General features: G+C 37.8%; 11 protein-coding genes. 2 read left to right on the top strand and 9 right to left on the bottom strand.

Annotated features, from left to right (window positions below; genetic code table 11):
• Positions 1 to 73: 73 nt before the first annotated feature.
• The 5 genes from hemW to gpr all read right to left on the bottom strand — a co-directional run bounded on the left by hemW (position 74) and on the right by gpr (position 6,136).
• Positions 74 to 1,213: a radical SAM family heme chaperone HemW gene (hemW, locus tag LRP81_RS00715; protein WP_230499312.1), complete on the bottom strand. Its 1,140-nt coding sequence runs from the start codon at positions 1,211 to 1,213 to the stop codon at positions 74 to 76.
• Positions 1,214 to 1,396: 183 nt separating this feature from the next.
• Complete coding sequence (gene lepA / locus LRP81_RS00720) at positions 1,397 to 3,232, bottom strand: translation elongation factor 4 (protein ID WP_230499313.1); 1,836 nt, start codon at positions 3,230 to 3,232, stop codon at positions 1,397 to 1,399.
• A 146-nt stretch (positions 3,233 to 3,378) separates the two neighbouring features.
• Positions 3,379 to 3,762 carry a DUF3679 domain-containing protein gene (locus LRP81_RS00725; protein ID WP_230499314.1) on the bottom strand — a complete coding sequence of 128 codons (384 nt, stop codon included), beginning with the start codon at positions 3,760 to 3,762 and terminating at the stop codon, positions 3,379 to 3,381.
• Positions 3,749 to 4,936, bottom strand: a complete 1,188-nt coding sequence (gene spoIIP, locus LRP81_RS00730; RefSeq protein ID WP_230499315.1) for a stage II sporulation protein P — start codon at positions 4,934 to 4,936, stop codon at positions 3,749 to 3,751. The genes LRP81_RS00725 and spoIIP overlap by 14 nt, the downstream gene beginning before the upstream one ends.
• Before the next feature lie 69 nt (positions 4,937 to 5,005).
• Entirely contained in the window at positions 5,006 to 6,136 is a 1,131-nt protein-coding gene (gene gpr / locus LRP81_RS00735; protein ID WP_230499316.1) for a GPR endopeptidase, read from the bottom strand.
• A 389-nt stretch (positions 6,137 to 6,525) separates the two neighbouring features.
• On the opposite strand from gpr, the gene rpsT reads away from it, so the two are divergent.
• A complete protein-coding gene (gene rpsT, locus LRP81_RS00740; protein ID WP_230499568.1) occupies positions 6,526 to 6,792 on the top strand; it encodes a 30S ribosomal protein S20 in 267 nt (88 codons plus the stop codon).
• 134 nt (positions 6,793 to 6,926) lie between these two features.
• Here rpsT and holA read toward each other — a convergent pair whose 3' ends face one another.
• On the bottom strand, positions 6,927 to 7,949 hold the full coding sequence (gene holA, locus LRP81_RS00745; RefSeq protein ID WP_230499317.1) for a DNA polymerase III subunit delta: 1,023 nt from the start codon (positions 7,947 to 7,949) through the stop codon (positions 6,927 to 6,929).
• Between the two features lie 314 nt (positions 7,950 to 8,263).
• On the opposite strand from holA, the gene LRP81_RS00750 reads away from it, so the two are divergent.
• The gene (locus LRP81_RS00750; protein ID WP_230499318.1) at positions 8,264 to 8,398 is read left to right on the top strand and encodes a YqzM family protein; all 135 of its coding nucleotides are present in this window, start codon (positions 8,264 to 8,266) and stop codon (positions 8,396 to 8,398) included.
• Positions 8,399 to 8,537: 139 nt separating this feature from the next.
• Here the strand turns inward: LRP81_RS00750 and LRP81_RS00755 are convergent, their stop codons facing one another.
• From LRP81_RS00755 to LRP81_RS00765, 3 genes are all read right to left on the bottom strand, one after another.
• Positions 8,538 to 10,889, bottom strand: a complete 2,352-nt coding sequence (locus LRP81_RS00755; protein WP_230499319.1) for a DNA internalization-related competence protein ComEC/Rec2 — start codon at positions 10,887 to 10,889, stop codon at positions 8,538 to 8,540.
• Positions 10,841 to 11,386: a ComE operon protein 2 gene (locus tag LRP81_RS00760; protein WP_399206850.1), complete on the bottom strand. Its 546-nt coding sequence runs from the start codon at positions 11,384 to 11,386 to the stop codon at positions 10,841 to 10,843. Before LRP81_RS00760 ends, LRP81_RS00755 begins: the two co-directional genes overlap by 49 nt.
• 93 nt (positions 11,387 to 11,479) lie before the next feature.
• Positions 11,480 to 12,112: a helix-hairpin-helix domain-containing protein gene (locus LRP81_RS00765; RefSeq protein ID WP_230499321.1), complete on the bottom strand. Its 633-nt coding sequence runs from the start codon at positions 12,110 to 12,112 to the stop codon at positions 11,480 to 11,482.
• Between the last annotated feature and the right edge of the window lie 6 nt (positions 12,113 to 12,118).

Here is a 12,118-nt window from a genome sequence, read left to right on the forward strand (position 1 = left end):
ACCTCTGTTAGCACTCCTTAACATCGAGTGCTAATTCTATAAATAAATTACCAAATACCCATTCACATGTCAATTAGATAACACCAAGAAAAGCCTGAAAAACTTCATTCCCTAAAAATTTACCTTTTTTTGTGAGTCGGATATGTCCTTCATGTCTTTCCAAAAGCCCCTTAGCAAAATTGGATTCTATCGGTTCACGAAATACGGAGATTAACTCCACACTAAATTTTTCTTTAAATATTGCTTCTGATACGCCTTTAGATTTTCGTAAACCTAAGAACATTTCCTCTTCCATACTCTCCACTTTGGTAACATGATGAGTCTCTTTATAAGGAAATCCTGTTTCTTTGATAGCATCCATGTATTTTTTTAGTGGACCATGGTTGGTAATTCTATTTCCATTCACGTATCCATGTGCGCCCGCTCCAATACCGAAGTATTCATCATTATCCCAGTAAGTGATATTATGCCTGCTCTCATAACCCTCTTTGGCAAAGTTAGAAATTTCATATTGCTTATACCCATTAGCAGCCATTACATCAAGTAGAACTTCATACATTTCTGCTTCTTCTTCCTGAGTCGGAAGAGGCAGCAGTCCTTTATTCATAAGGTTATAAAAAACTGTTTTTGGCTCAATAATTAAGGAGTAAGCAGAATAATGTTCCATATCAAGGGATAATGACGTTTTCAAAGTCTCTCGAAAGTCATTAATCGATTGGTCAGGAAGACTGTATATTAAATCGATACTAATATTATGGAAGCCAGCCTCTCTAGCATGCTCAATGGATCGAAATACATCAGCTTTTCGATGGGATCGTCCGATCTTTTTCAAAAGATCATCATTGAAGCTCTGTACCCCAAAGCTCAACCTATTAACCCCTCCTTCTTTTAACAGAAGTAACTTTTCTTTCGATAAATCTCCCGGATTCGCTTCGAAAGTATATTCCATCTCATGGCTAATAGGAAAATGACGTTGGACAGAATCTAATAATTTCTCCAATTGCTTTTCATTTAAAGCAGTTGGAGTACCACCGCCAACAAAGATCGTTTCCAACTCGTTAGCTTTATTTTTTTCAAGCGTATTTTTCATTTCCATATCCATAAGATCCAAATACTCATCTACAGGCTGATTTTTCAAAAACACCTTATTAAAATCACAATAGTGACATATATGTTCGCAAAATGGAATATGCAAGTATGCTGATTTTATCATTGATTTACTCATTCCTTCCAGATAACCTCAAGTCACGTGCTCGGCCCCAACAATCATAACACTAGGCATTGAAGAGATTTGGTTATTACCTGTGTATATAAGTTCTACTTATGACCTTTACTATCACAGGCAACTATTTATCAAGATATAAAAATACCGCAGTGCCTCTGCGGTATTTTGCTTTTATTTTTTGTTAGCACTGTCATCCATTTTCAATACAGCCATGAATGCTTCTTGCGGCACTTCTACAGAGCCAACCTGTTTCATACGTTTTTTACCTTCTTTTTGCTTATCTAAAAGTTTACGTTTACGAGAAATGTCTCCTCCGTAACACTTAGCAAGTACATTTTTCCGCATTGCTTTTATATTCGATCTTGCAACAACCTTTTGTCCAATTGTTGCTTGAATCGGAACTTCAAATTGTTGTCTAGGAATAAGTTCTTTCAACTTCTCTACTATCACTTTTCCACGCTCATAAGCCGAGTCACGGTGTACAATGAAGGAAAGAGCATCTACTTTTTCCGCATTGAGAAGTATGTCCATCTTCACAAGACTGGAAGGTTTGTAGCCAATTAATTCATAGTCAAAAGAAGCATATCCTTTTGTATTAGATTTTAGTGCGTCAAAGAAATCATAGACAATTTCTGCTAATGGAATTTCATATACCACACTAACTCGAATGTCGTCCAAATATTGCATATCAATGAAATTCCCACGTTTTTCTTGAGAAAGTTCCATTACTGCACCAACATATTCGTTTGGAACCATGATAGTCGCCTTAACATAAGGCTCCTCCACACGATCAATCGTCTGGGGATCAGGCATATTGGACGGGTTGTCCACTCGAAGCTCTTCTCCATCAGTTAAGTGCACTTGATAAATTACAGAAGGAGCAGTAGTAATCAAATCAATATTAAATTCACGTTCAATTCGCTCTTGAATGATTTCCATATGCAATAATCCAAGGAAACCACAACGGAATCCAAAGCCTAGCGCTTGGGAAGTTTCCGGTTCATATTGAAGAGCAGAATCGTTCAATTCAAGCTTTTCTAATGCTTCACGTAAATCATTGAACTTGGCTGAATCTATCGGATATAATCCGCAGAAAACCATTGGATTTAATTTTCGGTAACCTGGCAGAGGCTCTTGCGCTCTGTTTTTTGCGTGAGTGATCGTATCACCTACACGAGTGTCCCCGACGTTTTTAATGGATGCAGAAAGAAATCCTACATCCCCAACTGTTAACTCGTCCAATTGAACTGCTTTTGGAGTGAAAACCCCAACTTCATTCACTTCGAATTCTTTACCTGTTGCCATCATGCGAATTTTATCGCCAACTTTTACGGTACCTTCAACGACACGAATGTAGGCAACTACACCACGGTAAGGGTCAAACAAGCTATCAAAGATCAATGCTTTTAACGGTGCATCTGGGTCTCCCTCTGGAGCAGGGATTTTTTCTACTACTTGCTCTAAAATTTCTTCAATACCTATACCTGCTTTTGCACTAGCTAGCACTGCTTCTGAAGCGTCGAGCCCGATAACATCCTCAATTTCTTGGCGTACTCGTTCAGGTTCAGCACTTGGTAAATCAATCTTATTGATTACCGGCATAATCTCAAGATCATTGTCGAGTGCCAAATACACATTTGCTAATGTCTGGGCTTCGATTCCTTGAGCTGCGTCTACTACGAGAACTGCTCCTTCACAAGCTGCCAAACTTCTAGAGACTTCATATGTAAAGTCGACATGACCAGGTGTATCAATCAAATGGAAAATATATTCTTCTCCATCTTTCGCTTTGTATCTTAATTGTACTGCATTTAATTTAATCGTAATTCCGCGTTCACGCTCAAGATCCATAGAATCCAACAATTGATTTTTCATTTCCCTTTGTGTCAAGGCAGCTGTTTTTTCTAAAATACGATCTGCAAGGGTGGATTTCCCATGGTCAATATGTGCGATGATGGAAAAATTTCTTATTTTAGATTGTCGTATTAACCGTTCTTCTCTATTCATTTTCTGTTTCACTCCTACACTTTCGGCAACGTACACTATTTTTGATTATAACAATTCAGGCAGGAAGATTCAATGAAATAAAAAAATGCTTCTATCTCAATAAGTCGATAAAAAGATAGAAGCATTTTTTTCTAACTTTATTCTCTTTAGTTTTCTTCAAGAGTATCCTTTGCCTTGTCAAAAAGTCCACTCATTAGACCAGTCATCCCGTCTGCGAGTTTTTTGCCAGTTGAGGATAGGAAATTATAACTCTTCATTTCTTGAAGCTTTTCTTGCTTTTCCTGCATATCTTGATTACTATATTCCCTACCTAAGAATGAGATGTTCTCCGTTTTTTCTACTACATGAAAGACTTCTCCACTAAATGCAGGATCATCATACCCCTTCATTTTGCGCATTCCATCATTTGCTTGTTGCATCCCCAAAAGCACTCCAAGAAAGAGCACAAACGTAATGAACAAACACTTGAGCATAAATCTTTTCATCGCACCTTCACCTCTTTCTATCAGAATCCCTTTATTGCGCTTCACCCTCTGGGGCTCCATCCACTTTTTCAGCCTGCCAATATAATTCGCTAAAAACTTCTGCGAAAATCTCAATGGTACGATTCATCTCTTCAAAAGTATTGTCAACTCCACCTACTTCTAAAAGCATTGAATTTGGAGAAAGATCTTGGTTGTAGAGACCATTTCTTGTTTCTACTGCTTTTGGTGCAAAAACTCCTCTACTTAAACCTGGATATTTCTCCTCGAGCCTCTCATGAATTTCATCTGCAAGTTGTTGATTCTTTTCAAAATTTGGATTCTTTTTTCCGATAACAAAATATAATCTCGCTACTTGTTCTCCATTAATTTCAACCGTAGTATCTTCCTTCCTTCGGGAATCACGGTGTATATCAATTAAATAATTTATCTCTTGGTTTCCAGCCATAGCTTCTTCAACTATTGGTCTAGTTATGTCATACGACCTTCCATATGTCCATCCTCTATCTTGTAAGCCTAGAGCTGTATCCGTGGTATCTAAATCACTTCCGATTCCATGAGTACTAAGCTCTTCTTGAAGCTTTTTCCCAAGCCGAGTGACGTTCACTTCCGAATGAGAAGCATGATTAGGATTCGTTACACCTTTTAAATATGGCAGGAAAGACTCTCTGGAATGGGAATGGTAAATAAAAACCGGCCGCATGTTTCCAGTGGTTTGAGTTGGAGGTGGCGTGTTTTTTGGTTCTTCTTCCAACTCCACAACGGAAGCTTCCCTTTCAGCAAGCAAAACCTCCATAGGAGGGGCTGATTCAAATGGCATATTTGCATAATTTACCCCCTCTCCTGCAACAATGATTTCACCATCATAATGATAAAATCCAGGAATCTCATTACGAATTAAACTGCGGGGGTCGTCCAAATTCAAGCTTGTCGTTAATTCAAATAGTGTTGAAGCAAAATCAGGTGCCTTCGCTTCTTCCGGAAATCCATGTGTAAAGTAAGCATTAGCGTATCCAAAAATAAAAAGTAAAGAGTCTCCTGATAGTTTTTTGGAAAACTCATGAATGGAGCTTGAGGTGACCCGATACTCTGGTTTTAAGGAGGTCATAACTCCGGATACCGCGAACAAAAGAAAAAATCCGAGAATAGCTGCTACGATTGCTTTTTTTAAGCTTGTCCCATTTACTGTTACGACGACGTGCGAGGAGCGGTAGCCCTTCATTTTCTCACCCTTTCACATACTTGTTGCTATTATATGTATGCAAAAGGGTAGAAGTTAGAACATGTAGGATTAATGTGTATAGACGTCAACATTATCTTGATTTACATGATAATGTAGAGCACTATTCAATCCTTCTGCGATGACATTCGCCATATCCTCTATAAAGTCGTCCACTTCTTTTGGTGTAACCATCAGATTATGACCTAAAGGAGCAAGTACTTCATGAATCAATTTTCTTTTTTCCTGTTCTTCTAACGTTCCTACCAGTCCTAAGAAATTTTTTCGATGCTCTTCACCGGGAAGATCTTCCTCTGTTAACGTTCTCTTTTCACCAAATGTCATTCCAGCTGGCGCGAGTGACCTGGACGGACTGCTCCCTTCTCTCATTTCTTTCCCAAAATGCTTTAGAATAAAATCAATCGTATCACTCGCCATGGAAACAGCGTCAACCACAGTAGGGATTCCAATAGCGATAACAGGAATCCCCAGCGTTTCAAAACTAAGTTCTTTCCGCTTATTACCAACACCAGACCCAGGGTGAATACCTGTGTCAGAAATTTGAATAGTCGCATTCACTCTTTCAATAGAACGTGCTGCTAATGCATCCACCGCAATAACGAAATCCGGTTTTGTTTTTTCCACAATGCCCACGATGATATCGCTCGTCTCAATTCCTGTTATTCCCATGACACCAGGAATTATGGCACTTACCGGCCTAAAGCCATCTTGGACAGATTCCGGTTGTAAATTGAAAAGATGTCTCGTTATTAACAAATTTTCACAAACTAGCGGACCTAGAGCGTCTGGGGTAACGCTAGCATTTCCAAGACCAACGACGAGACAGCTTGAATCCTTTGTGATGTTAACCGATTGAAGAAAGGCGCTAAATTCTTTCGCAAACACTGTCTCGACTTTTTTTTGCAAATCGGAATCTTTTTGTCTAATTCCTGTTGTTTCAAGTGTTAAATAATTTCCTGCTTTTTTTCCGGTCATTTCTGCACCCTTTTCCGAAATAGTTACATTTACAATTTTGACACCCTCACTTTCCCGTTCTTTTACAACAACACCTTCAATTGAAGAAACCGTTTCATCTGTCTGATTTTCTCTATTGTGCTTTTCGACCGCCATTTGATTGGCTTCTACTGCAAGATCAGTTCGTATTTGATAGTTACTTAAGTCTAAAGGTTCCGGTTGATTCATTTTTTATGCCTCCATCATTACCAAAATTTAGTTTTATTTTGACCTTAAGAAAGGTTTTCATGCATTTAATCCTCCACTCTTTTACTTTAAGAACATCATTCCTAAGGCTCTTTTCAAAACATCAACGGTTCTTAGATTTTTCGCGTCCCATGATTCTTCCTTTCACCCAAATGTCCATGGAGGAAAGGAGCGAATAAGTAACGTCATTGCTAAATTATCGTAAAATTCTTAAAATTAACAGAGTTTACATATTTAGCTTTCAAGAAAATTCCCTTGACTCCCTATTGCATAATCATTTCGGATTTGATAAAATATCTCTTGTTCTCATAAGTACACAAATGTCGAGTTTATTTATTCTCGATCGTCGAATTTGTATGGAGGTGAAAGATATGCCAAACATTAAATCTGCTATCAAACGTGTGAAAACTAACGATAAACGTCGTGCTCATAACGCTACTATCAAATCTTCTATGCGTACTGCTGTTAAGAAGGTAGAAGCTTTAGTTGCAAACAACGATGTTGAAGCTGCAAAAACTGCTTACACAGATGCTGCAAAGCGTCTTGACAAAGCTGCTCAAAACGGTATCATCCACAAAAATGCAGCAAACCGTCAAAAATCTCGCTTAGCGAAAAAAGTAAACGGGGCTACTGCATAATAAAAGGACGATCCTGTTGGGTCGTTTTTTTATTTTTCCTTTAGGAGCGTTAATTCCTAAAGGATTTTTTATTTTAAGTGCTATTTTCCAACAACAAAAAAAGTCTCCCTGTTTTCAGGGAAACTTTTTATCTTCTATAACGGGGCTAATTTGATTAACAGCATTTCCATTGCCAACTGTTTATCAATTTTTCCACTTTTCATCAAGTAATCCGCTTCTGCAAGTTCTTCCATCATTTTCATTAGTTCTTCACGGTTATAATGTCCGGCTTGTTGGGCTGCCAGCTTGACTCGATATGGATGCACTCGTAATAACCCTGCCACTTTTTGCTGGCTATAGCCTTGCTCACTTAAATCCTTGACTTGATATAATAGCCTAAATTGATTGGCTATTAATGCATGAAGCTTAATTGGTTCCTCATTATTCCTAATAAGTTCATAAAATAATTCAAGTGCTTCGTCAATTTTCCTCTGAACCATTTTCTCAATTAACTCAAAAACTGAATGCTCCATAGATTTCGCTGCGAGTTTTTTTACAATCTCTACTGAAATTTCTTGTTCGGATGCTCCAATATACATGGCCATTTTTGAAAGTTCTTGCGATAGTACTGACAAATTAACACCAGCTACTTTTAATAACTCCTCTGCAGCGTCATCTGTTAATTGTGCACCATACTGCTCTGCTTTTTCTTTCATCCATTGTTTTAATTCCCGTTCTTCAAGTGGCTTAGTCACGATGAGCTCTGCTTCTTGTTTTAGCTGTTTGACCATTTTCTTTCGTTCATCCAGCTTTTCATATGGGGCTTGAATAACTAAAATTGTATACGGTGCCGCTGCTTGTATGTAAGATAGAAATCTATCCATATTATGTTCAACCTTACTTTTATTTTTTTCACCCGTAAGAAAAAATGGATTGGAGATCACCACTACTCTTCGCTCTCCCATAAAAGGTAAGGTTTCTGCATCTTCTATGGCAATATCTACTGATTGCTCCTCCATATCGTAAAAGGACAAATTGAAATCATGCTCTTCTTCGTTCAACGCATGCGTTATGATAGCCTCTCTGACTTCTTTCATTAAAAATACTTCAGTACCCAATAATAAATACACTTGGGCAAAATGATTGGCTTTTATTTTTTTTAATGCTTCAAATCCCATTGTTTTGTTTTGCTCCTGTCATTTTCTATTCCTTTTCATCGTACATGACAGATACCAAGCTTGACAAGTTCCAAAATAAATCAAAGGAGATTAGTTTTAGCAACTAAAACTAACCTCCATTTTATATAAACGTTAACAATGTCAGCCCCAGGTAACTGACTCGCCAACGATTGCCCCGTATGGGTGTAACTATAGGTTCTCCCGTAATTTCTGAACTATTTGTGACAACTCTTGTCAAAGGTGGAAAAGCAAAAATGTCTGGTGGATTTTTTTAGCTGAATAGCTTATACTATTGTTTGATAGGAGGGATACTTATGAACGAATTTGAAAAGAGCGTCCAAAGTAAACGTAACGATGCAGTTGATTCTGGTGTCGGTTTTGTCGTATCCTTCGGGTTTTTCGCAACAATCTTTGCTATGGCAACATTGATTCATTTCATAGGATCTTAATGACGGCATAGAAATTACATACCGTCGTGATTCTTTTCCAAAGCCAATGTTGTGAAAAGAATGAGGATAATTGAAAAGCTTCGCTATAAAAGAGACTGCGTCCATCGGTGCAGTCCCTTTTTCTTTTTGATATTGTATCCTATGGGATTACAGTTGAAAACGTTCCTTGACTCTGTGTAAATTCAAAGATTATTGCCCCTTGTGTATCCGTACGGTAAATAAGTGATCCTACTTCTTCCATACGGTCTAAAACATCTTGACGCGGATGACCAAAACGGTTATTTCTTCCAGCAGATATGATACTTATCGATGGCTGTATCGCTTCTAAAAAAGGTTCAGTGGAAGATGTACTACTTCCGTGATGACCAGCCTTCAGCACATCAACTTTTAATTCTGGATATGATCGAATTAGATCAAGCTCCCCTTGACTTTCTAAGTCGCCTGTAAAAAGCCATCTAACCCCTCCTATAACAGCATACATTACGATAGAACCATCATTTTTATTTTCATAATATTTTTCCGGATGTAAAATGACAAAGGTACTCCATTTATTCCCCCATCCCTCATTAGGCTTCGCAACTTTTACATCCACATTCCGTTTTTTTGCTTCCATAAGGATTGCATCTTCCAAGTCGCTAGCACCAAAACCTATCGGAACCAGTAATTGCTTTACGTTAATCCTTCCCCATAACCTTTCTACATTTCCAATGTGATCATAATCTCCGTGAGTAAGGATTAATTTGTCGAGTTTTCTGATTCCATGTGCTTTTAAAAATGGTACAAGAACTGAATCCCCGCTATTATAATCCCTTTTTCTTTTCATCCATTCTTCTTGTGGAAAAGAAAAATAACCACCTGTATCAATCAGGTATGTTTCTTTATTGAACGGCATTTGAATGAGAATAGCATCTCCTTGTCCTATATCCAACACTACCATTTTCCCGTATGGATTAAGTATTGCAAGGTTATAATGCAAGAGCATAAAACACGTTAAAACCAGCATACCGATAAGCCATCGTCCTTTTTCCAACCAATAAAAAAACAAAAATAAGATACCCATATAAAAAAGAAGAAACCATTTTGGCGGCTTCGGAAAGATTAATGTTCCAAATGGCCAGCGATCTACCCAAACAGCAAAATTATTCATCCACTCTAACGGAAATGAGAGTAATGGGAGAAAGGTTTGCAATAAAAAAGGATGAATGAGTAAAAGAACATAGAGAGCAAAAGAAGCAGGCAACACAAATAGCGAGTAAAACGGAACAAATAGCAGGTTTAGAAAAGGACTCCAAATGGAAACTTGATAAAAGTGAAATAGAAGGATTGGTATTGAAGCAATTTGAGCGATAAATGAAACAAATAAGATCTGTACCCCATTGTTCTTTATTTGGGTTATTTTTTGGGAGGACAATAGTAAGGAAAGACTAACGGAAAAAGAAAGCTGAAACCCGATGTGGGCTAAATAATAAGGGTTCATGATGAGAACAAGCAAGCATGCAAATCCTATCGTATCTATAGAAAGACTTCTCTTCTTATATAGCATTAAAAGCAAAAACATCCCCGTCATAATAGCCGCTCGTAAGACTGAGGGAGCAGCACCTGTTAAAACAACGTAAACAGGAAGTAACATAAGCAATAAAAGATTTACCTTTTGTCTAGCAAACCCAGCTCTAATCCCAATATAAAAAACTCCGGCAGAAACTATTCCAACATGTAACCCTGATATTGCTAATAGATGTACAATCCCCAGAACCTGGTAAGTATCTAATAAATCACTTTCAATTAAGGATCTATCCCCATAAATTAAGGAAATCATGAAACTTCCCACTTGGGGATCTGTATTTTGTGCAATCTTTGCAATGCCATCTGTTCTAAATTGTTGTAAATGCATAAGGATACTTTTCTTTTTCAGTCGATCGCATGAGCTTGGAAGTTTCTCGAGACTGAACACCCAATGGATTTGCTGCTCATAGAGGAATTTTGGATAATTAAAGGCATGAGGATTTGTTGGGGGAATTGGCTTTTTCATAACTCCAATCCATTCACATGTGGCTCCTAATTCAAGCATGGTATAGTCTTCTTCTTTATATTGCATAAAATATTCAACAAGTACCTTTTCATTTTCAGAGCTCTTGATTTCAAAGCTGAGTTTGTTTCCATCCCTATCCACTGGTGTCGTAATAGCCCCAAAGATTAAGGAAGTATCCTCTGAATATACGGTTATGTTAGCATTATCTACTATTGCCATGTAAATATAAAATGCAATTCCAGAAAGTAAAATCAACCAAAAACTTTTTCGTAATTCTCGCTTAAAAAAATAGAACCAACATAGGTAGATAATAAAAAGCAAGAGCAGCCCCCATTGATGATCAGATCTAGAGACTGCTATACCAAGACATCCAGCAATTGCCATGTAAGCAAGAGTGCCTGTCCTATTTTTCATTAATGATTTCCCTGTTTGCTGAATAATCCAGAAGATTGATTTTGCCATTGGTTTATTTCTTCCTCAGACACTCCCGATTCTTCCAACCGCTTTATTAACGTATGAATGAAATTCATCTTTTCCGTGTCGTTTAAATTAATGGCCGTTTCATCTACCTTTACATATTCTACACGAACACCAGCTTGTTCAAACATTTCCATGGCATATGGATGGTTTTTGTAGTTCATTGCATAATAGACCGTTTTTATACCTGCTTGGATGATTGCCTTACAACAATGTAGGCACGGAAAATGGGTTACATAGATTTCTGCTCCAGATGTCGGCACACCAAATTTGGAGCATTGTAAAAGAGCGTTCATTTCAGCGTGGATGGTTCTTACACAATGGTTATCAATTACATAGCACCCTTCGTCAATGCAATGCACCCCACCCGCTATAGAACCATTATACCCACCTGCAATGATACGCTTGTCTCTGACAATTGTAGCTCCGACTGCCAATCTTGTACATGTACTTCTCAAGGCTAACAAATGACTTTGTGCCATAAAGTATTGATTCCACGAAATTCTCGTCACCTTATTTTCCCCCTATCATTCACAATGCTTCTAGTTTATCTACAAAGTTCTATCTTGGTCAAATTAATTGGATACCGTTATATCATTTCGTATGTTATCAAACGATTTCTGTCCTATTCCAGATACTTGGAGAAGATCCTCTTCTTTTTTGAAAAAGCCATTCTCTGTACGGTATTGGATGATCGCCTTTGCTTTTGCAGGACCTATTCCAGTTAGCCTAGTTAATTCTTCTTCTGAAGCGGTATTAATATTTATTTTCCCATTAGACGAGAGTTGTTCTCCCGTTCCTTCTTGGAAATTGATAAACGTGAACTCCTCCCCTTCCTTTGGTACAAAAACAACTAACTCATCAGACAAAAGAGCAGCTAAATTTACCATCTTTGTTTCAGCATTAGCCTGAAATCCTCCTGCTTTCTCTATAGCGTCCATTACCCTGTCCCCCTCTTTCATATTATAGACACCAGGATGAATTACCGCTCCTTTCACATCAACCATTATTGGAAGGGATTCCTGTTTTTCTTCCAGAAGCTCCTCTCCTTTTGCTTCATCTGTATCTTCAAGCATCAAGAAATCTACATCTGATAAATGGAGTTCCGTACTTTCAGGCTGAAATTGCATCCAAATTAAATAACCCACTAATCCAATAGCTGCAAAACCACCAATTATCTTGCTTTTATGGAGGTGCCAAATTTCCATTATTGC

Origin of the sequence: Sutcliffiella rhizosphaerae, assembly GCF_917563925.1 — a bacterium.
GTDB lineage: Bacteria > Bacillota > Bacilli > Bacillales > Bacillaceae_I > Sutcliffiella_A > Sutcliffiella_A rhizosphaerae.

Coding starts and splice junctions, on each gene's coding strand:
- hemW (WP_230499312.1), bottom strand. CDS start 1,213: ATGATAAAATCAGCATACTTGCATATTCCATTTTGCGAACATATATGT.
- lepA (WP_230499313.1), bottom strand. CDS start 3,232: ATGAATAGAGAAGAACGGTTAATACGACAATCTAAAATAAGAAATTTT.
- spoIIP (WP_230499315.1), bottom strand. CDS start 4,936: ATGAAGGGCTACCGCTCCTCGCACGTCGTCGTAACAGTAAATGGGACA.
- gpr (WP_230499316.1), bottom strand. CDS start 6,136: ATGAATCAACCGGAACCTTTAGACTTAAGTAACTATCAAATACGAACT.
- rpsT (WP_230499568.1), top strand. CDS start 6,526: ATGCCAAACATTAAATCTGCTATCAAACGTGTGAAAACTAACGATAAA.
- holA (WP_230499317.1), bottom strand. CDS start 7,949: ATGGGATTTGAAGCATTAAAAAAAATAAAAGCCAATCATTTTGCCCAA.
- LRP81_RS00750 (WP_230499318.1), top strand. CDS start 8,264: ATGAACGAATTTGAAAAGAGCGTCCAAAGTAAACGTAACGATGCAGTT.
- LRP81_RS00755 (WP_230499319.1), bottom strand. CDS start 10,889: ATGGCAAAATCAATCTTCTGGATTATTCAGCAAACAGGGAAATCATTA.
- LRP81_RS00760 (WP_399206850.1), bottom strand. CDS start 11,386: ATGGCACAAAGTCATTTGTTAGCCTTGAGAAGTACATGTACAAGATTG.
- LRP81_RS00765 (WP_230499321.1), bottom strand. CDS start 12,112: ATGGAAATTTGGCACCTCCATAAAAGCAAGATAATTGGTGGTTTTGCA.